Source organism: Asanoa ferruginea (assembly GCF_003387075.1).
GTDB classification, from domain to species: domain Bacteria; phylum Actinomycetota; class Actinomycetes; order Mycobacteriales; family Micromonosporaceae; genus Asanoa; species Asanoa ferruginea.
The window spans coordinates 8490177-8509683 of record NZ_QUMQ01000001.1; the positions used below are offsets into that span (position 1 = coordinate 8490177).

General features: G+C 72.9%; 21 protein-coding genes. 13 read left to right on the forward strand and 8 right to left on the reverse strand.

Features of this window, described 5'->3' with window-relative positions; all coding sequences use genetic code 11:
- Positions 1-10 precede the first annotated feature (10 nt).
- The 10 genes from DFJ67_RS39550 to DFJ67_RS39595 all read left to right on the forward strand — a co-directional run bounded on the left by DFJ67_RS39550 (position 11) and on the right by DFJ67_RS39595 (position 7587).
- Positions 11-805 carry a thioesterase family protein gene (locus tag DFJ67_RS39550; protein WP_116074468.1) on the forward strand — a complete coding sequence of 265 codons (795 nt, stop codon included), beginning with the start codon at positions 11-13 and terminating at the stop codon, positions 803-805.
- 73 nt (positions 806-878) lie between these two features.
- A complete protein-coding gene (locus tag DFJ67_RS39555) occupies positions 879-1463 on the forward strand; it encodes a TetR/AcrR family transcriptional regulator (RefSeq protein ID WP_116074470.1) in 585 nt (194 codons plus the stop codon).
- 94 nt (positions 1464-1557) lie between these two features.
- Positions 1558-2493, forward strand: a complete 936-nt coding sequence (locus tag DFJ67_RS39560; RefSeq protein WP_116074472.1) for a TIGR04222 domain-containing membrane protein — start codon at positions 1558-1560, stop codon at positions 2491-2493.
- Positions 2494-2587: 94 nt separating this feature from the next.
- Positions 2588-3505 (forward strand): TIGR04222 domain-containing membrane protein, encoded by a 918-nt coding sequence (locus tag DFJ67_RS39565; protein ID WP_116077198.1) that lies wholly within the window; start codon positions 2588-2590, stop codon positions 3503-3505.
- The gene (locus tag DFJ67_RS39570; protein ID WP_116077197.1) at positions 3502-4317 is read left to right on the forward strand and encodes an MbnB/TglH/ChrH family RiPP precursor modification enzyme; all 816 of its coding nucleotides are present in this window, start codon (positions 3502-3504) and stop codon (positions 4315-4317) included. Before DFJ67_RS39565 ends, DFJ67_RS39570 begins: the two co-directional genes overlap by 4 nt.
- Before the next feature lie 143 nt (positions 4318-4460).
- Positions 4461-4901: an SCO6045 C-terminal-like domain-containing protein gene (locus tag DFJ67_RS39575; RefSeq protein ID WP_116074474.1), complete on the forward strand. Its 441-nt coding sequence runs from the start codon at positions 4461-4463 to the stop codon at positions 4899-4901.
- Positions 4874-5491, forward strand: a complete 618-nt coding sequence (locus DFJ67_RS39580; protein WP_116074476.1) for an ABC transporter ATP-binding protein — start codon at positions 4874-4876, stop codon at positions 5489-5491. Before DFJ67_RS39575 ends, DFJ67_RS39580 begins: the two co-directional genes overlap by 28 nt.
- Positions 5488-6897: a DUF6297 family protein gene (locus tag DFJ67_RS39585; RefSeq protein ID WP_116074478.1), complete on the forward strand. Its 1410-nt coding sequence runs from the start codon at positions 5488-5490 to the stop codon at positions 6895-6897. Before DFJ67_RS39580 ends, DFJ67_RS39585 begins: the two co-directional genes overlap by 4 nt.
- Positions 6894-7190 carry a hypothetical protein gene (locus DFJ67_RS39590; RefSeq protein ID WP_116074480.1) on the forward strand — a complete coding sequence of 99 codons (297 nt, stop codon included), beginning with the start codon at positions 6894-6896 and terminating at the stop codon, positions 7188-7190. The genes DFJ67_RS39585 and DFJ67_RS39590 overlap by 4 nt, the downstream gene beginning before the upstream one ends.
- Before the next feature lie 10 nt (positions 7191-7200).
- Positions 7201-7587 carry a RidA family protein gene (locus tag DFJ67_RS39595; protein ID WP_116077200.1) on the forward strand — a complete coding sequence of 129 codons (387 nt, stop codon included), beginning with the start codon at positions 7201-7203 and terminating at the stop codon, positions 7585-7587.
- Here the strand turns inward: DFJ67_RS39595 and DFJ67_RS39600 are convergent, their stop codons facing one another.
- The 4 genes from DFJ67_RS39600 to DFJ67_RS39615 form a co-directional block, all read right to left on the reverse strand.
- Entirely contained in the window at positions 7588-8094 is a 507-nt protein-coding gene (locus tag DFJ67_RS39600) for an SET domain-containing protein (protein WP_116074482.1), read from the reverse strand.
- Positions 8091-8636 (reverse strand): G/U mismatch-specific DNA glycosylase, encoded by a 546-nt coding sequence (gene mug, locus DFJ67_RS39605; protein WP_116074484.1) that lies wholly within the window; start codon positions 8634-8636, stop codon positions 8091-8093. Before mug ends, DFJ67_RS39600 begins: the two co-directional genes overlap by 4 nt.
- Before the next feature lie 136 nt (positions 8637-8772).
- The gene (locus tag DFJ67_RS39610; protein WP_116074486.1) at positions 8773-9534 is read right to left on the reverse strand and encodes an SDR family oxidoreductase; all 762 of its coding nucleotides are present in this window, start codon (positions 9532-9534) and stop codon (positions 8773-8775) included.
- 40 nt (positions 9535-9574) lie between these two features.
- Positions 9575-10105: a helix-turn-helix domain-containing protein gene (locus DFJ67_RS39615; protein WP_116074488.1), complete on the reverse strand. Its 531-nt coding sequence runs from the start codon at positions 10103-10105 to the stop codon at positions 9575-9577.
- Positions 10106-10158: 53 nt separating this feature from the next.
- On the opposite strand from DFJ67_RS39615, the gene DFJ67_RS39620 reads away from it, so the two are divergent.
- Complete coding sequence (locus tag DFJ67_RS39620) at positions 10159-11064, forward strand: alpha/beta fold hydrolase (RefSeq protein ID WP_116074490.1); 906 nt, start codon at positions 10159-10161, stop codon at positions 11062-11064.
- Positions 11065-12279: 1215 nt separating this feature from the next.
- Here DFJ67_RS39620 and DFJ67_RS39625 read toward each other — a convergent pair.
- The 3 genes from DFJ67_RS39625 to DFJ67_RS39635 all read right to left on the reverse strand — a co-directional run bounded on the left by DFJ67_RS39625 (position 12280) and on the right by DFJ67_RS39635 (position 15357).
- Complete coding sequence (locus DFJ67_RS39625; protein ID WP_116074492.1) at positions 12280-14220, reverse strand: ABC transporter ATP-binding protein; 1941 nt, start codon at positions 14218-14220, stop codon at positions 12280-12282.
- 107 nt (positions 14221-14327) lie between these two features.
- Positions 14328-15083, reverse strand: a complete 756-nt coding sequence (locus DFJ67_RS39630; RefSeq protein ID WP_116074494.1) for an enoyl-CoA hydratase/isomerase family protein — start codon at positions 15081-15083, stop codon at positions 14328-14330.
- A 46-nt stretch (positions 15084-15129) separates the two neighbouring features.
- Complete coding sequence (locus tag DFJ67_RS39635) at positions 15130-15357, reverse strand: helix-turn-helix domain-containing protein (RefSeq protein WP_085066491.1); 228 nt, start codon at positions 15355-15357, stop codon at positions 15130-15132.
- Between the two features lie 139 nt (positions 15358-15496).
- Between DFJ67_RS39635 and DFJ67_RS39640 the strand changes: the two genes are divergently transcribed.
- A complete protein-coding gene (locus tag DFJ67_RS39640) occupies positions 15497-16810 on the forward strand; it encodes a hypothetical protein (RefSeq protein ID WP_116074496.1) in 1314 nt (437 codons plus the stop codon).
- A 7-nt stretch (positions 16811-16817) separates the two neighbouring features.
- On the opposite strand, the gene DFJ67_RS39645 is transcribed toward DFJ67_RS39640, so the two are convergent.
- Positions 16818-18422: an ABC-F family ATP-binding cassette domain-containing protein gene (locus tag DFJ67_RS39645; RefSeq protein WP_116074498.1), complete on the reverse strand. Its 1605-nt coding sequence runs from the start codon at positions 18420-18422 to the stop codon at positions 16818-16820.
- 180 nt (positions 18423-18602) lie between these two features.
- On the opposite strand from DFJ67_RS39645, the gene ypfJ reads away from it, so the two are divergent.
- On the forward strand, positions 18603-19502 hold the full coding sequence (ypfJ, locus tag DFJ67_RS39650) for a KPN_02809 family neutral zinc metallopeptidase (protein ID WP_116074500.1): 900 nt from the start codon (positions 18603-18605) through the stop codon (positions 19500-19502).
- The last annotated feature ends 5 nt before the right edge of the window (positions 19503-19507 follow it).

The following is a 19507-nucleotide window of genomic DNA, read 5'->3' on the forward strand; positions in this document are numbered from 1 at the left end:
AATCGGTGCCGTGGATGACTCGTTCTACCGGCCGACCGGCGACCCGTCCCGGTTCGAGTCGACCCAGCACACCCAGGGGCCCTGGGGTCCGGGGCTCCAGCACGCCGGCCCGCCGTCGGCACTGCTGGTCCGGGCCATCGAGGCGCTGCCCAGCACCGTGACCGGCGAGGCACACCTGGCCCGGCTGACCGTCGACATCCTCGGCGCGGTGCCGGTCGCGGAGCTGACCGTTACCGCCGAGGTGCTGCGGCCCGGCCGCTCAGTCGAGCTGGTCGAGGCGACCGCGTCGGCCGGCGGCCGTGCGGTGATGGTCGCCCGCGGCTGGCGGATCCGGCGCACCGAGCTCGACCTGCCCCGACCGGCGCGGCCACACCACGACCCGGCGCCGATGCGGCCGTCGGTGGCCACCGCGTTCGCCGACCCGGCCTGGCGGATCGGCTACCTCGGCGCCGTCGAGTGGCGGTTCATCTCCGGGCACTTCGAGAAGCCCGGCCCGGCGCTGGTCTGGGCCCGGCCGCGGATCCCGCTGGTGGCGGGCGAGAAGATGTCGCCGGCGCAGCGGCTGGTGGCCCTGGCCGACTCGGGCAACGGGCTGAGCCGGGTGCTCGACATGGCCACCTGGTGGTTCATCAACACCGAGCTGACCGTGCACCTGCACCGCCCGCCGGTGGGCGACTGGATGTGCGTGCGGGCCCGCACCACGCTGTCCGAGGGCGGCACCGGGCTGGCGACGACCCTGCTCTACGACGAACACGGGCCGGTCGGGCAGGGGGCGCAGGCGTTGCTGGTGGGGCCGCGGCCGTGACGTTGGTTTGACCGTGACACGCAAGCCGTACGTACGGATTGCATGACGGAGGGCCACCTGACACGATCGACACGTGCCCCGCGTGAGCCAGAACCAGCTCGACGCCCGCCGCCACGAGATTCTGACGGCGGCGCGCGCCGCGTTCGCGCGCTATGGCTATGAGGGTGCCACGGTGCGGCGCCTGGAAGAGGAAACCGGGCTGTCCCGGGGCGCGATCTTCCACCATTTCCGTGACAAGGACTCCCTGTTTCTCGCCGTGGCGGAAGACGACGCCGCCGCGATGGTCGCCACGGTCGCCCGCAACGGTCTCGTCCAGGTGATGCGCGACCTGCTCGACCAGGCCGCCTCGCCCGACACCACCGGCTGGCTGGGCAGCCAGCTCGAGGTCTCCCGCCGGCTGCGCACCGACCCGGAGTTCGCCAAGCGCTGGGCCATGCACTCCGCGGCGATCGCCGAGGCCACCCGCGACCGCCTCGCCCGCCAGCGCGCCGCCGGCGTGCTGCGCGACGACGTCGACCTCGACGTGCTGGCCCAGTTCCTCGAGCTGGCCTACGACGGCCTGGTGCTGCACCTGGCCATGGGCCGCCCGGCCGGCGACCTCGGCCGGGTGCTCGACCTGGTCGAGGAAGCGGTCCGCCGCGCCGGCCGCACGCCATAGCTCACCGTTACCTATAACGGCTCCGGACGGCCTTACGGACGGTGGCCCGGCGACTCCACAATGGGCGAAACGGCGCCGACGGGGAGGAGCCCCGATGACGATCGCCTCGTCCACCTGGGGGATTCCCGGCCCTGCCTTCCTGGTGATCTACCTGGTGCTGGCCGCCGCCGCCGTCCTGGTCACGTGGCTCCTGCGGGTGGCGATCAGGCGCGGCGATGCCAACCCTGACGTGGACAAGCTCGACCCGCGGCAGGTGGCATTCCTCGCGGGTGGCCGCCGGCTCGCGGTGTACGCCGCGCTGGCCGCGCTGCACCGGGCCGGCGCCGTCGGACCGCGTCCGGGCCGCGGACCGCGGACGACCGGGCCGCTGCCGGCCGGCGCCGGAGACCTGGACCGCGCCGTGCACGCCGCGGCAGGTGACGGCACGCGGGTGGCGCGGCTCAGTGGCGACCCGTCCGTCCAGCGGGCACTCGACGACCTGCGCGTGGAACTGGAGCGCGGCCGGCTCCTGGTCTCTCGCACGAGCTCCTGGGGCTACCGTGCGGCGGCGCTCATCCTGCTGCCGGTGATCGTGTTGGGCGGCGTGCGAGTCGCCGCCGGTGCTCGCGCCAACCGACCGGCCGGCATCCTCATCCTCCTGCTCGTCGCGTCGGCCTGTTGGCTGATCGCCAGCCTGCTGGCGTCGGCGCCGTGGCGCACCAAGGCCGGCGACACGGCGGTGCTTCGGCTCCGGGCCCGCTACGGTCACCTCGCCCCCGCTCATCACCCGAGCTACCGGACCTACGACCCGGCCAAGGCCGCGATGGGGGTCGCGCTCTTCGGCGCCTCCGCGCTGTTCCTGCTCGATCCCAGTTTCGCCGTCGCGGCGGAGGCACCCTGGACCGCCGCGTCGGACGCCCTCGTGTCCGGTGCGGCCGGCTACCCGCCGGGCCCGTTCGCCACGGGCTCCGGCACCGGAGCCGCCGGCTACGGGTCCGGCGGCGGATCCGGCGGCGGTGGCGGCTGTGGCGGAGGCGGGTGCGGAGGATGACCCGCCGCGGCGTCGGGATCGCGACCGAATTCGGCCCCGATGGCGGGGTCAATCCACAATGGGCGCAAGCGCCCTGCGAAAACGGGAGTCCACGATGACACTGGCCGCACCCGGCGACACCTGGGGCATCTCCGGCCCCGGCTTCCTCGGCATCTACCTGGCGCTGGCGGTGCTCGCCATCGTCGCCACGGCGATCGTGCGATCGCGGCTCGCGCGCGGCCACACCGAACCGTGGCAGCGGCTCACCCCGGAGCAGGTCGCGTTCCTCAACGGCGGCCGGCAGCTCACCACCTACAGCGCGCTCGGCGGGTTGCGCCGGGCCGGGGCGATCGGCGCCAACCCCGACCGCACGCTGCTGCCGACCGGGCCGCTGCCGGCCGGGTCGACGCCGCTGGACACGGCGGTCTACAACGCCGCAGGCAAGCGGCTGCGGACCCGCGACCTGACTGGCGACCCGTGGGTGGCGAGCGCCCTCGACGACATCCGGGCCTACCTCGAACGCAGCGGGCTGTTGCTGTCCCACGGGCAACGCCGGCAGTCCCACCTGGCCGCGCTGCTGCTCCTGCCGGTGGCTGTGCTCGGCGGCGCGCGGATCTCGGCCGGCATGGCCAACGACCGGCCGGTCGACTTCCTCACCATCCTGGTGATCGTCACCGTCGTCTGGATGCTGATCAGCCTCGCCCGGGCGAAGACCCGGACGAAGGCCGGCGACACCGCGCTGGTGGGCCTGCGGATCGAGCACAACCACCTGTCACCCGGACAGTCGCCGAGCTACGCGACCTACGGCGCGGGAGCGGCCGCGATGGGCATCGCGCTGTGGGGCGCCTCGACGCTCTACATGGTCGACCCGGCGTTCGCCGCCGAGGCCGAGATCAACCGGGCGGTCAGCGGCTCGGCCGGCACCAGCAGCGGCACCTCGTGCGGCGGTGGCAGCAGCGGCAGTTCGTGCAGCGGCGGCAGTTCCTGCGGCGGCGGTGGCGGCTGTGGAGGCGGCGGCGGGTGCGGCGGATGACGTCCTACGGCGTCGGCATCGGCTGGCGGCCCGAGATCGCCGGGTTCGTCGCCGAGCTGCCCGGGCTGCGCTTCGTCGAGGTGGTCGCCGAGTCGGTGCACGCCGACGCGCCGGTGCCACCCGGCCTGGCCGCGCTGCGGGCCCGCGACGTGGCCGTCATCCCGCACGGCGTGCGGCTCTCGCTGGGCGGCGCCGAGCCGGTCGACGCCGACCGGGTCAGGCACCTCGCCGCCGTCGCCGAGCTGCTCGACGCGCCGCTGGTCAGCGAGCACATCGCGTTCGTCCGGGCCGGAGGGGTCGAGGCCGGGCACCTGCTGCCGCTGCCGCGCAGCCGCGAGGCGGTCGACGCGGTCGTGGCCAACGTCGCGCGTACCCAAGCCGATCTTCCGGTCCCGATCGCTTTGGAGCCGATCGCCGCGATCTTCGACTGGCCCGACGACGACCTCACCGAGGCCGACTTCCTGACCGAGATCCTCGAGCGCACCGACGCGCTGCTGTTGCTCGACATCGCCAACGTGTACGCCAACGCCCGCAACCGCGGCACCGACCCGCTCGAGCTGCTCGACGCGCTGCCGCTGGACCGGGTCGCCTACTGCCACGTCGCGGGGGGTGCGGAAGCCGGCGGGATCTACCACGACACGCACACCCACCCGGTGCCGGAGCCGGTGCTCGACCTGGTCTCGGCCCTCTGCGCGCGGCGCCGACCACCGGCACTGCTGTTGGAGCGCGACGGCGACTACCCGGCCGCCGACACCCTGCGGGCCGAACTCGACGCGATCGCGACGGCGTCCGGCTATCCGGCGGTCACATGACCGGCGACCACGCCCGCGGCCGTGAGGCCGAGGCTCGACCCGCGGGCGGTCACCTGACCGGCGGCCGTGAGGGCGGGGTTCGACCCGCGGGCGGTCACGTGACCGGCGGCCGTGAGGGCGGGGTTCGACCCGCGGGCGGTCACGTGACCGGCGACCTCGCGGCCCGGCAGGCGGCGCTGGTCGCGGCGCTGACTTCCGGTGCGGCCGTGCCGCCCGGCTTCGATCCGCGGTTGGTCGGCATGGCCCAGGACGCGCTGTTGCGCAAGCGGGCCGGTGAGGTCGCCCGGGCGTGGCCGATGCTCGCGACCGCCCAGGGCGACCGGTGGCCGGCCGTGTTCATCGAGTGGGCCGCCGCCCGGCCCACCAACGGCTCCCTGCGTGACGGGTGGGACCTGGCGCGCTCGCTGGCCCCGCTGACCGGGCCCGCCGGGGCCGAGTTGGCGGCGCGGGAGGCGGCCTGGCGCTACGACGGCGGGTCCGCCCCGGTCGCCCGCGGCCGGCTGTCCGGCTGGGCCCGCAGCGTCCGCTCAGGGTCGCTCTGGGAGAGTGGCGGGTTGTGGACGCGCTTAAGGCCGAAGGGCTGACCCGCCGGTTCGGCAACCTCGTGGTGCTCGACGCCGTCACCTTCACCGTCGAACCCGGCCAGGTCGGTGCCGTGCTCGGCGCCAACGGCTCGGGCAAGACCACCCTGCTGCGCTGCGTGATCGGCGCCGACCGCCCCGACGAGGGCGTGGTGACGGTGGGCGGGCGCCGGATCTACGAGACCGACGCCTGGGCCCGCTCGATCATGGCGGCGGCGCTCGACGACATCGACTTCTTCCCGGATCTGTCGGTGGCCGAGCACCTCGGGCTGCTGGCCTACGCGCACGGCGGTGGCGGCGACCCCGTCGACGAGGTGCTCAGCGAGTTGGGCCTGGAGTCGGCCCGCGACCAACTGCCGATCACCCTGTCCAGCGGCCAGCGGCGCCGCCTCGCGCTCGCGTCCTGCCTGGTCCGCCCGCGCCGGGTGCTGGTGCTCGACGAGCCCGAGCAGCGCCTCGACGTCGACGGCCGGGCCTGGCTGACCGACCGGCTGCGCCGCGAGAAGGCGGCCGGCACGGCGGTGCTGATGGCCTCCCACGACGCGGAGCTCATCGACGCGGTCGCCGACGTCCGGATCGGCATCGGCGGGTGACCACCACCGCGCTGATGCCGCCACCCGGCGCGGCACCCCCACCGGCCGGCGAGCTGAAGGCCCGACTGCGCCGCGCCCGCCGCCAGCATCGCGACCGCTCGATCGGCGACCTGCTCACCGACCTCTACATGATCGCGTTCCTGATCGCGATCTACGGCTGGGCCGGCATCGACTCGTTCAGCGACTTCCTGCACCGCCAGGTGGAGGCCTCCCCCGCCGATCCCGCCGCCCGCTACTGGATCGGCGTCGGCGCCGGCATCGCGCTGTCCGGTTTCGTCTGGCAGGGCCTCACGGCGGTCGGCCCACTCCAGGTCGGCCCGGCCGTGCAGAGCTGGCTGGCGAGCACCCCGATCTCCCGCCGGGCCGTGCTGGCGCCGCGGTTCGCCGGCCTGGCCCTGGCCGCGGCCGGCGGTGCGGCGGTGCTGGCCGCGGTGGCCGCGGCGATCGGCCGCTCCGGCGGCTACGTGTGGGCGGCGGTGGCGGGCCTGACCTGGGGCACCGCGTTCGCCGCCGGCGCGGTGACGGCACAGGCGTTCTTCGGCCGCCGGACCCGCTGGCCGGCCGTGGTGCTGGCGGGGGTGGGCGGGCTGCTGGTGCTCGGGGTGGTGCTCGACCACGGCCTGTTCAGCCACGCGCCGGCCCAGCCACCGGTCGCGGTGCTGCCGGTGGTCGCGCTGGCGGGCGTCGTACCCGCGATGATTTTCCTGGTCCTGGCCGTGCGCGCGCTGCCGCGGATCGACCGTTCGACGCTGTCGACGGGCGCCCGCTTCGCGTCGGCCGCGTCGTCGGCGCTGCTCCTGCTGGACCCGTCGATGCTGGCCGCGGTCGTCGAGAACCAGCGCTGGCGCGCGGTCGGCCGGGTCCGCACGGGCCGCTTCCGGTCGGGCCCGCAATGGTGGGTGCTGCTCCAGGCCGACCTCCGCCGGATCGGCCGCAATCCGGCCGCGTCCGCCTGGTGGGCGGTTCTCGTCCTGGCGGTGTACGCCGTGCAGGTCGCCCTCCCCGCCGTCGCCCCGTCGGTGCAGGTGATCGCCGCGTTCCTGGCCGCCGACCGGTTCGCCGGCGGCCTGCGCGGGATCGCCCGCTCGGCCGGCCTACGCCGCGCGATCGGCGGCACCGACGCCAGCCTGAAGATGACCCACCTGCTCGTACCCACGCTGGCCGCGATCCTGTTCTGGCTCGCGACCGTGCCCGCGGTCGGCGCCGGCCCGGGCTGGCTGACCGTGCTTTTGATCGTCGGCGTCGCCGCGGCCGTATACCGGACCTCGACCCGCGGCCCGATGATCTACGGTGGCTCGGTGGCTGAATCCCCGATGGGCTCGATGCCGGTCGACCTGATCCGCCAGGTGGTCCGCGGCCCCGACGTGCTGGCGATCCTGATCGCCGTGCAGATCCTGGTCCGATGACGGCCGCCGAGGTTTCGGCGGCACTGGCGGAGTTCGCCTCCCGGATCGACGCCCTGGCGCCGGATTCCGGCGGCCTGCCGGTGCCGGTGGCGGTGTCGGCGTCGCTGAGCCCGGCGGCCGCAGCGGCTCTGGTGGCGGCGCTGCGGTCCTATCACGACCCGCGCGACCACGGCGCCTGCGACCAGTGCGTGACGGGCCGGCTCGACGAGACGTTCACCTGCCTGTCCTGCGGCCAGCCCAACGGCGTCTTCGGGCAGCTGGTCCGCGAACGCCTTGGCCGGCACCGACAGTAGAGTGACCAAAGTGGAGAGTATCTCGCACAATCCCCGGTCGGGTATCTATCCGGCCAGCGACGACTACGTCCACGCCATCGAGGTGCGCGGTGCCTCCCGGATGCTGTTCATCGCGGGCACGATGGGCCTGGACGCCTCCGGGAAGCCTGGCGCGACGCTCGCCGAGCAGCTCGACCTGATCTGGCACAACATCCGCACCATCCTGGCCTCGGCCGGCATGACCGTCGACAACATCGTGCGGCTGACCAGCTATCTGCGCGATCCGGCCTACGCGGAGGCCAACGCCGCGGCCCGAGTGGCCGCCCTGGGTGGCCGTGCGGTGCCGACAACCGCGGTCGTCGCGCAGACCCTCGACAGCGCCTGGCTCGTCGAGATCGAGGCCATCGCCGCCGCCTGATCAAACCGCGCGCGACGCCAGGGCTGGCACCCAGTGGGTGCCGTAGCGCTCGCGCAGGTCGGCGCGGCGCCAGTCGTTGCCGGTGACCGTTCCGCGGCAGAGCGGTGAGCGACACGCGCAGGTCATGGTGAAGTCCGGGTCCGCGGTGCTGGTGGCGTAGTCGTTGGTCAACTCGTCGCCGGGCGCGATGGTGGTGCGGGCGGCCAGTTCGTAGGCGCCGACCCACCAGAGGTTCGGGTCGCAACTGTGGTTGCCAAAGCCGTTGGGGCGTCGTGGTGGCAGCACCAGGTGTAGGTCGGTGTCCACCGTGATGGTGTCGACGTAGCCGGTGGCCGCCGCGAAAAGGTCGCGCAGCTCCTGGTCTGAGACGAGGCGGCCGCCGAGCCGTGAGACCACCGTCCCGGCCGGGATGGCCGCCGTGGCGAACAGGCCGCGGCCAGCGATCGACGAGTCGCGCACCGCGACGTCTGGGTGCAGCCAACAGTCAGGCTCGGGTGCGACCGTCATCGCTCGGCTGCCACCCGCAACTCGGCGAAGGCGGCCGCGAGCGTGACCGGCGTGTAGTGGGCGTTCAGGCCGCTCGGGTTGGGCAGCACCCAGACCCGCGACGGGCCGAGGCGGTGGTCCTGCGGACCGACGGTGGCCTTCGGACGGCGGTAGGCGGTCCGATAGGCGGTCATCCCGACCACCGCGACCCAGCGGGGGCGCCAGCGTGCCGCTTTCGCCGCCAGCGCCTCTCCCCCGGCCACCAACTCGGCCGCGGTGAGCTCGTCGGCGCGGGCGCTGGCCCGGTCGACCATGTTGGTGATGCCCAGGCCGAGGTCCAGAAGGGACAGTTGCTCGGCAGGTTCGAAGAGGTGGTCGGTGAAGCCGGAGCGATGCAGGGCCGGCCAGAAGCGGTTGCCCGGGCGGGCGAAGTGGTGGCCGGTCGCCGCGGAGTACAGGCCAGGGTTGATGCCGACGAAGAGCACCCGCAGGTCAGGCCCGATCACGTCGGGCAGGAGCAGGTCGGCCGCGGCGGCCAGGTCGGCTTTGGTCGGGCGGGTCACGGTGCCACGGCCGCCCTGCCGACCGCCAGCATCGTGGCCGCTGCCGCGAGCAACAACGGCCTTGCCCGGCTGCCGCCCGGGCCGATCCTGGTCGCCGGGACGCTCGCCGCCATCGCCCGTGGGCCGTCGGGGGCGGTCACAGCGCGCGGATCAGGCCGCCGTCGATGGCGATCGACGAACCGGTCACGTAGGACGCTGCCGGTGACAGCAGGAAGGCGGCCGTGCGGCCGAACTCGGCCGGGTCGCCGATGCGACGCAGTGGGACGTCTTCGGCGACGTCGGCGCGGGGCCTGGTCGGGTCGGCCGGGTCGCCGTAGGCGTCCCTGGTGCGGTCGGTCAGGATGCGGCCCGGCAGCAGGCTGAGCACCCGCACGCCGCGCGGGCCGAGTTCGTCGGCCATGTCCTTGGCCACGCCGACCAGGCCCGGGCGGAAGCCGTTGGAGATGCCCAGGTTCTGGATCGGGTTGCGGGCCGACGACGAGAGCACGAGCGCGATCGCGCCGCCGGGCGGGAGGGCCGCGGCGATCACCCGGGCGGTGCGAACCGCGCCGAGGAAGACCGTCTCGAAGGACGTGCGCCAGTCGGCGTCGGAGACGTCAAGGGCCGTGCCGCGTGGTGGGCCGCCGACGGAGACGAGAGCGCCGTCCAGCCGGCCGAAGGCCTCCTGGGCCGCCGAGACCAGGCGGGCCGGGGTTTCGTCGTGGGCCAGGTCGGCGACCACACCCTGGACCTTGCCGACGCCGCCGAGTTCGGCGATCGCCGTTTCGACGTGGGCGGGGTGGCGGGACGAGACGACCACCCGAGCGCCATCGGCGACCAGGCAGCGGGCCGTGGCGAAGCCGAGGCCGCGGGTGGCGCCGGTGAGCACGTACACGCGGTCGGCCAGGCCCAGATCCATGTCGTTGATCCTGCCCCACCCCGCGGCACCCGACAAACGGTCAGTCGCCGGTGATGGGGAACAGGATCGGGCTCAGCAGGTGGGGTCGGCGGTCGGGCGCGGGTGGGTTGCCGATCCGGGTGACCAGCGCCGCGCGCATGGCCTCGACCAGGTCCGCGCGTTCGTCGTCAGAGAGCCAGATCGCGTGCTGGCGGAAGCCGACCAGGTCGGCGACCGGGTCGGCGGCCGCGCCGTCGAGATAGGCGTCGAACTCGGCGATCAGCGTCGCCATCGCGGCGGCGAAGGCCGCGCGCAGTTCGGCAGGGGTCGCCGCGGCCACCCGGTCGGCCGGGATGGTGGCGCGGTCGCGGTGCAGGCGGTAGCTGCGTTCGACGAAGCCGCGGATCCGCTGCTCGCCGGCGACCTCGATGATCCCGGCGTCGGCCAGCACGCCCACGTGGCGGTAGACGGTGGCCTTCGAGACGTCGGGCATCCGCGCGACGAGTTGGCCCGTGGTCACCACCCGGCCGCCGGACAGGGCGTGCACGATCCGCAGCCGTACGGGATGCACCAACAGCTCGACCGTGTCCATTCGCGAATTGTCTCACACTTGACACTGTTCGCATCCGTGCGAACATTGGTCGCATGACCACCCTCGGGCAGCGCTACGACCTCGGCAACCGTGCACTCTGGCTGCACCGCACAGCCGGCGCGGGCCTACCGGTCGTCTTCCTCCCCGGAGCCGGCCTGGTCGGCCTCGACTTCCTGGCCGCGCAGACCGCGACGAGCGCCGCCGTGATCTACGACCGCGCCGGCACCGGATGGAGCGACCCGGCCGCCCTGCCGCGCAGCGCGGCCGCGGTCGCCGAGGAACTTCACACGCTGCTAGAAGCCGCGCACGTGACCGGCCCCGTCATCCTCGCCGGCCACTCGCTCGGCGCCTTCTACGCCCGCCGCTACGCCCAACTCTTCCCCACCGAGGTCGCCGCGCTGCTCCTGCTCGACCCCGGCCACGAGGACATCCTCGACTTCCTACCGCCCGAGGCGAAGGCGCTCGACGAGGAGATGAAGCGGCACACCGACGCGATGCCAGACCTGACGGAAGACCAACTGACGGCGGCCCGCGGCCAGTACGCGCAGCTCTACGCCGCCTGGCCCCCGGAAGAAAGAGCGGCGCTGATCGACTATCACCTCGACCACTGGCGCACGGCGATCGAGGAGACCCGCAACTTCGACACGGAGATCTACGCCGAGCTGCGCGGCGGCGGCCCACTGCCGGACGTGCCGCTGATCGTGCTGACCGCCGGCGCCCGCAACCCCTTCTGGTCGCACTTCGCCGACGCGGACCTGGTCACCCGCGCGCACCGGGGCATCGACGCCATGCACGCGGCGATGGCCGCCGCCGTGCCGCGCGGCGAGCACCGGGTCGTGCCCGACGCGGCGCACGGTTTCCTGCCCATGCGGCAGGCGCCCGAGATCGCCGACGCCGTCGAGACCCTTCGCGGACGGGCCACCACGGGGCGCGACGCGGGATCTGGTCCGCGTCCGTGACCGCACGATGAGGAGCGCTCGCAACGGCGAACCGGGCCGCGCCATCAGCCGCGACTCCTCCCGCGTGGGACCCCGAAGCATGGTTCGAGGCGATCTGGGGCGCCAGATCTGCTGAAACAAAGATCAAACTTACTGATCTGCCGCCCCAGATCGCCGAGTCGCGCGCTGCAAGATCCGGCAATCCGCGGCCACGTCTGATTTTGGTCTTCGTTTCCCCCGGATCCGCCGCCCGCGATCGTGGCGGACGGGCCAACGTGCGAGGCCTTGAGCGCCTCGGACCTGACCGCCTCACCGACCCAGGCCGACGGCCGTGCCCAAAGCGACAACTGCCCAACGCAGCGACCGCTGGCTGGGGCTTGGCCGAGCCGCCGCTCAGCCGGGCTGGGCGGGACTGGGCCGGACCCGGCCGAGCCCAGCCGAGGCGCGGCTCGGTTGGGCTGCGCGGGACCGGGTCGGACCAGCCCGAGCCGGGCCGAGCCCAGCCGCGATTCGGTTCGGCTGCGCGGGACCGGGTCGGACCAGGCCGGGCCGAGCTGAGCCAGGCCGAGCCGAGCCCCGGCTCGGCGGGCTGCGCGGGACCGGGTCGGACCACGCCGGGCCGAGCCGAGCCAGGCCGAGCCGAGCCCCGGCTCGGCGGGCTGCGCGGGACCGGGTCGGACCACGCCGGGCCGAGCCGAGCCAGGCCGACCCGAGCCCCGGCTCGGCGGGCTGCGCGGGACCGGGTCGGACCACGCCGGGCCGAGCCGAGCCAGGCCGACCCGAGCCCCGGCTCGGCGGGCTGCGCGGGACCGGGTCGGACCACGCCGGGCCGAGCCGAGCCAGGCCGACCCGAGCCCCGGCTCGGCGGGCTGCGCGGGACCGGGTCGGACCACGCCGGGCCGAGCCGAGCCAGGCCGCGGCTCGATTCGGCTGCGCGGGACCGGGTCGGACCAGGCCGGGCCGAGCCGAGCCGAGCCGCGGCTCGATTCGGCTGCGCCGGACCGGGTCGGACCAGGCCGGGCCGGGCCGGGTCGGACCAGGCCGGGCCGGGCCGCGGCTCGGTCGGGCTGCGCGGGACCGGGCCGGGCCGAGCCGGGCCGCGCCGGGCCGCGGTTCGGTTGGGCTGCAGGGGACTGGGCCGGACCAGGCTGGGCCGAGCCCCGGCTCGGCCCAGCGTGGGCGCGACCGGGCCGGACCAGTCCGGTCGGGCTGGACGGGATGGGCTGGGGGCTGGAGCTAGTCGCGGGCTGAGGCGGTGTCGGGGACCGTGATGACCTCGGCTGCGTCGAGGGCGGCCTCGACGTAGGGGGTTGGCGAGTCGGCTACCGCGAACTGGGTGCGGTAGAGCTCGGCGTAAAGCCCGTCGGCCGCGACCAGGTCCTCGTGGCGGCCGCGCTCGACGATGCGGCCGTGGTCTAGGACCAGGATCTGGTCGGCGTCGCGGACCGTTGACAGGCGGTGGGCGATGACCAGGGCAGTGCGGCCCGCCAGGGCCGTGGCCAGCGCGCGCTGCACCGCGGCCTCGGACTCCGAGTCGAGGTGGGCGGTGGCCTCGTCGAGGATGACTACCGACGGGGCCTTGAGCAGCAGGCGGGCGATGGCGATGCGCTGCTTCTCGCCGCCGGAGAAGCGGTAGCCGCGCTCGCCGACCATCGTCTCCAAGCCGTCGGGCAGCTCGCGGACCAGGTCGCCGATCTGGGCTCCGGCCAGGGCCGCCCAGATCTCGTCGTCGGTGGCGTCGGGCTTGGCGTAGCGCAGGTTTTCGGCGATCGTCTCGTGGAACAGGTGGGCGTCTTGCGTGACGACGCCGATCGTGTCGCGCAGCGAGGCGAGCGTCGCGTCACGGACGTCGACGCCGCCGACCAGGACCGCTCCGCCGGTCGCCTCGTAGACCCGGGAGACCAGCATCGACGTGGTCGACTTGCCGGCGCCGGACGGGCCGACCAGCGCGACCATCTCGCCGGGCCGCACGGCGAACGAGATGCCGTGCAGGACCGGCTCGGAGACCGTGCGGTCGAGGGTGGCCACGTCTTCGAGGGAGGCCAGCGAGACCTCGGCGGCCGACGGGTAGCGGAAGGTCACGTCGCGGAACTCGACCGAGCCGGCGCCGCGCGGGATGGTGACCGCGTCGGGCTTCTCGGTGATCGCCGGGGTCAGGTCGAGCACCTCGAAGACCCGGTCGAAGGAGACCAGCGCGCCCATCACGTCGACCCGCACGTTGGACAGCGCGGTCAGCGGGCCGTAGAGCCGGGTCAGCAGCAGCGCCAGCGTGACCACCGTGCCGGCACTGACCGCGCCGGTCACCGCGAAGTAGCCGCCCAGGCCATAGGTCAGCGCCTGGGCCAGCGACGCCACCAGCAGCATGGCGACGAAGAAGGTGCGGGAGAACATGGCCTGCTGGATGCCGATGTCGCGGACCCGCTCGGCCCGCTCGCCGAACCGCTTGGCCTCGAGCTCGGGGCTGCCGAACAGCTTGACCAGCATCGCGCCGGCGACGCCGAACCGCTCGGTCATCGTGGCGTTCATCTTGGCGTCGAGGTTGTAGGACTCCTTGGTGATCGTGGCCAACTTCCGCCCGACCCGGCGGGCCGGGATGATGAACAGCGGAAGCAGGGCCAACGACAGCAGGGTGATCTGCCAGGAGAGGGTGAACATCACGACCGCGGTGAGCACCAGTTGGATCGTGTTGCTGACCACGCCGGAGAGCGTGGAGGTGAACGCGCGCTGCGCGCCCAGCACGTCGTTGTTGAGCCGGCTGACCAGCGCGCCGGTCTGGGTGCGGGTGAAGAACGCCAGGGGCATGCGTTGGACGTGGTCGTAGACCCGGGTGCGCAGGTCGAGGATGATGCCCTCGCCGATGCGTGCCGAATACCACCGCTGTGCGAGCGAGAGCAGCGCGTCGGCGACCGCCAGGATGCCGATCAGCACCGCGATCCGGATCACCTCGGTGGCCGCGCCCGAGGCGCCACCGGTGATCGTGTTGACCACCCGGCCGGCCAGGATCGGGGTCGCGACGCCGATCGCCGCGCCGATCACGACCGTGATCAGGAAGATCGTCATGTCGACCCGGTAGGGCCGGGCGAACCGCATGATGCGCCGCCAGGTGCCGCTGGCCAGTCGGTGGGCACGAATGGACTCGCGATCACGCTCCGCGCGGAGCATGGTCCACGCGTTCATCCCACCGGGAGAAGTCACCCCGCACCTCCGTGCCGTGTTTCGACAGGGGAAGTCTCCCTGACGGGTACGACAACATTGGGAGTAAACGGGATCTTCCCGAGGGCTCCTTACTCTCCCAGGCCGGCCAGGTCGCGCAGCCGGCGCACCTGCGCCTCGCGCTCGGCCCGGAGCTGCTCTTCCCACGAGCGCGCGACCGCGCCGGTGAGCAGGGCCTTCGTCTCGACGACGGCGTCGCGGGGCGCGGCGAGCAACGCGGCGACCAGGTCGGAAACCGCCGAATCGAGATCATCACGGGGGACGACCACCGTCGCGAGACCGAGCCCCAACGCCTCGTCGGCGCCGACGCGCCGGCCGGTCAGGCAGATCTCCAGGGCCCGGGCGTATCCGACCAGCTCGACGAGCCGCTTCGTGCCGGCCAGGTCGGGCACCAGCCCGAGGGTGACCTCGGCCATCGTCAGCTTCGCGTCATCGGCCAGCACCCGCAGGTCACAGGCGAGCGCGAGTTGGAACCCCGCGCCGATCGCGTGCCCCTGCACCGCGGCCACCGAGACGATGTCGGGCCGGTGCAGCCAGGTGAAGCCCTCTTGGTATTCGCGGACCCGATCGGCGGCGGCCTCGGGACTCAACCGGCCGATCTCGGCCAGGAAGCCCGCGCCGGTGCCACCGGAGATGTCGAGGCCGGCCGAGAATGCCCGGCCTTCGCCTCGCACGATGACGACCCGCACGTCGCCGGGCAGCTCGCGACCAATGTCGCGCAGCGCCATCCAGGTCGCCGGGGTCTGTGCGTTGAGCACGTCGGGCCGGCGCAACGTCACCGTCGCGACCGGCCCGGCGTGGCTGACATCTACCCCACTGGTGGTCATCGAGGGCCGTGCTCCACGGGCGGCGGAAAACCGGGTGGGACGGGGATCAGGCCTTCTTGCGACGGCGAGCGCCGCCGCGCTGGCGAAGCTGAACGCCCGACTCCGTAAGCACCCGGTGGACGAAACCGTAGGAACGACCGGTCGAGGCCGCGAGCGCGCGGATGCTCTCACCGGAGGTGTACCGCTTGACCAGGTCCTTGGCCAGCGTCTGCCGCTCGGCCCCGACGATTCGGCGACCCTTCTCAGTGCTGGTGGCTGTGCCGGTGGCTGCCATGTTGATTCCTCACGTCCCAGACTGTGCGGTTTCATGCGGTCCCACCTATTAGACCGCCTCGGACGATCATGCGCTAGATATCAACTCTTCGCCAACCGACACGCACGGTACTGTCGGCAACCCGATACCGTGTTGGCCCGTGACGCCTGAGGAGGCCCGAGCCGCCCATCGGGACGAGCGGACCGACCTTGTCGGGTGGCTCGTCCTGGCCGCTGTCGGCGCCCTCGCGACGTGGCTCGCGGTGCGCGGCGGTGCCCGGCTCGGCACCGCCGGAGCGCCCTTCCTCGGCTCCTACACGCTGACGATCTCGCTGGCCAGCGTGCTTGCGCCGACGGTCGCCGCGGCGGTCGTCGCGGGGGCCTACCGGGGCTGGTGGGAGCGCATGAAATGGCCGCTCGTGCTGCTTTCCGGGTGGCTGGTCGCGGTCTTCTGGACCCTCTCGCTGGCCCTCGTGCAGGGCCACCACGACCTCGCGAACGCATTGACGATCCCCGATGACTACCTCGCCGACGCCACCCGAGTGGGTGACGATCCTCTTCACTATCTGCGGGGTTACACCACCGAAGGGATGATCCCTTCCGTGGTCGCCCGAGGGCATCCACCGGGACCGATCCTTCTGCTCTGGGCGTTGATGCGCATCGGTATCACGGAACGTATCGGACTTGGCCTCCTGCTGACCGCGGTGGGTGCGGCCGTCGTACCCCTGGTGCTGTTCGCTGTCCGGGGTGTTTGCGGTGATCTGGCGGCCCGCCGCTATCTGCCGGTGCTGGCCCTCGCTCCTTACGCGGTCTGGCTCGCCGCCGGGGTCGAAGGGGTGGTGGCGGTGCTCGGCGCGGCGCTGATCGCGGCCGGCGTGCACGCCTCCGACGAGCGCCGCACCGGGGTCCGGGCCGGCATCTGGGCCAGCGTGTCGGGCCTGCTCCTGGGCGTCGCGGCCCTGTTCGCCTACGGTGCACCCTGGCTCGGCCTGGCCGCGGCGTTCCTCTACTTCGCCCGGCGGCGCGCGGCCCTCAACCTGTTCACCGGCCTGGCCGCGCTGATCCCGGTGGTGGTCGCCGAGCGGCTCGGCTTCAACTGGTTCGACGGCGTGATGGACGCGCGGCACGACTTCGCGGTGCGGGTCGAGCCGCACCGCTCGGTGCTCTGGTGGAGCGGGATCAGCCTGGTCGTGCTGCTGCTGGCGGCCGGACCTGCGCTCTATGCCAGTTTGCGCAAGTCGCGCAATACGCCGGGCTGGCCGTTCCTGGTGGCGGCCGGCATCGCGGTGCTCTTCACGCTGGTGACCGGCCTCGCCCGGGGCGGCGCGGAGACGTCGTGGCTGCCGTTCTTCCCCTGGCTGACGATGGCGTCGGTGGCACCTCGCCACCAGGGCGGCGAGACGATACCGACGCCCTTGCTTCTCGTGGCGACCGGCGCCGTGACCGCGATCATCATCAAAGCGATCTTGATCTAGCGAAAAGCTAGGCGAGCTCGACGAGCTCCAGCAGGTCGTCGCTCCAGGCGTCTTCGTCGCCGTCGGGTAGCAGGATCGCCCGGTCGGGCTTGAGGGCCAGCACCGCGCCCGGGTCGTGGGTGACCAGCACGATCGCACCCGGGTAGCGGGCGATCGCGTCGAGCACCTGCTCCCGGCTGATCGGGTCGAGGTTGTTGGTCGGCTCGTCGAGCAGCAGCACGTTGGCGCCGGAACAGACCAGCGTGGCCAGCGCCAGCCGGGTCTTCTCGCCACCGGAGAGCACGCCCGCCGGCTTGCTCACGTCGTCGCCGCTGAACAGGAACGCGCCGAGGATCCGGCGCAGGTCGCCGTCGGTCTGGTCGGCCGCCGCCGAGCGCATGTGCTCGAGCACGGTGCGGTCGACGTCGAGCGTCTCGTGCTCCTGGGCGTAGTAGCCCAGCCGCAGCCCGTGCCCGGCGACCACCTCGCCGGTGTCGGGAGTGAGGATGCCGGCCAGCATCCGCAGCAGGGTGGTCTTGCCGGCACCGTTGAGGCCGAGGATGGCGACCCGGGAGCCCTTGTCGACGGCCACGTCAACATCGGTGAAGATCTCCAGCGACCCGTAAGACTTGGACAAACCAGCAGCCGTCAAGGGGGTACGCCCGCAGGGCGCCGGCTCCGGGAAGCGCACCTTGGCGACCCGGTCGTTGACCCGCTGGTCTTCGAGGCCGGAGAGCAGCTTCTCGGCCCGCTTCGCCATGTTCTGCGCGGCGACCGCCTTCGTCGCCTTGGCCCGCATCTTGTCGGCCTGGGCCTTGAGCGCGCCGGCCTTCTTCTCGGCGTTGGCCCGCTCCCGGCGGCGCCGCCGCTCGTCGGTCTCGCGCTGCTCCAGGTAGGTCTTCCAGCCGACGTTGTAGCTGTCGACCACTGATCGGTTGGCGTCGAGGTACCAGACCTTGTTGACCACCGCGTCGAGCAGCGAGACATCGTGGCTGATCACGATCAGGCCGCCCTTGTGCGCGGCCATGTAACCGCGCAGCCAGACGATCGAGTCGGCGTCGAGGTGGTTGGTGGGCTCGTCGAGGAGCAGGATGCCGGTGCCCTCCTCCCCCGCGTCCTGGAAGAGGATGCGGGCGAGTTCGATCCGGCGGCGCTGGCCACCGGAGAGGGTGCCGATGGTCTGGGCCAGCACCCGGTCGGGCAGGCCGAGGTTGGCGCAGATCCGGGCGGCCTCGGCCTCGGCCGCGTAGCCACCGAGCGACGCGAACCGCTCCTCGAGTGAGCCGTAGCGGCGGACCAGGGCGTCGGTCGGGTCCTCGGCGAGCTTGGCCTCGACGGCGTTCATCTCGGACAGCAGGGCGTCCAGGCCGCGGGCGGACAGGACCCGGTCGCGGGCGGTGACCTCGAGGTCTCCGGTACGCGGGTCCTGCGGCAGATACCCGACGACGCTGGTGCGCTCGACCGCGCCCGTGTAGGGGGTGCCCTCGCCGGCCAGGACCTTCAGGGTGGTGGTCTTGCCCGCGCCGTTGCGACCGACCAGGCCGATCCGGTCGCCGGGCTGCACCCGCAGGGTGGTGTCGGACAGCAGGATCCGCGAACCGGCGCGAAGTTCCAGCCCGGTGGCAGTGATCATCAGGAACGCTCTCTCTGTGAGGAAGGCTGACTCTGGGCACGCAAGAGCGCCGATCGGGTGGAATCCCGTCGGCGCCGGGGCAGGTCAGTCTTCGCAGAGCAGCACGGTGGAAGTGTACCGGTTGACTGGCGCGAATCCCCACCGGATTAACCGCGAAGATCATCGGGTACATCCACGCCCGTGGAACTGAACGAGAGAGCCGATGTCGACACCAGCCAGATCGAGGACCGGCGCGGCTCCGGCGGAGGAGGTGGTGGCGGCGGCCGCTTCCCCATCCCCACCAGCGGCGGCGGCATCGTCGGCCTGATCGTGACGTTGATCGCGGTGCTGGTCGGCGGTGGGTTCGGTGTGAACGCCATCACCAGCGACGAGCCGGCCGACAATGGCGCGATCCAGCAGCACTGTGACGCGGCCGACAAGCTGGAGCAGCTGGACTGCCGCAACACGCTCTACGTCAACTCGATCCAGGCGTGGTGGACCAAGCGCCTGCCGGAGAGCTTCGGCGAGCAATACCAGCCCGCGCCAACGGTGTTCTTCGACCAGCAGGTCAACACCGGCTGCGGCGCGGCCGACTCCGGCGTCGGGCCGTTCTACTGCCCGGCCGACCACAAGGTCTACATCGACCTGACCTTCTACCAGGTGCTCGCCGACCAGCTCGGTGCCAAGGGCGAGTTCGCGCAGCCCTACGTGCTGGCACACGAATACGGGCACCACATCCAGTCGCTGATCGGCACCGAGGCGACGATGCGCCGCCAGCAGGAGCGCGACCCGGGCGACGCCAACGAGCTGTCGGTCAAGCTGGAGCTACAGGCCGACTGCTACGCCGGCGCCTGGGCCAAGAACGCGACCGGCACCGCCGACGCCGACGGTGACCCGATCTTCAAGAGCATCACCGACCAGGACATCAAGGAAGGCCTGGACACGGCCGCCGCGATCGGCGACGACACCCTGCAGAAGCAGGCCGGGCAGCAGGTCAACCCGGACGCCTTCACGCACGGCACGTCGGCGCAGCGGCAGCAGTGGTTCCGCACCGGCTACGACGGCGGCGACCCGAAGGCCTGCGACACGTTCGCCAAGTAAGGCAG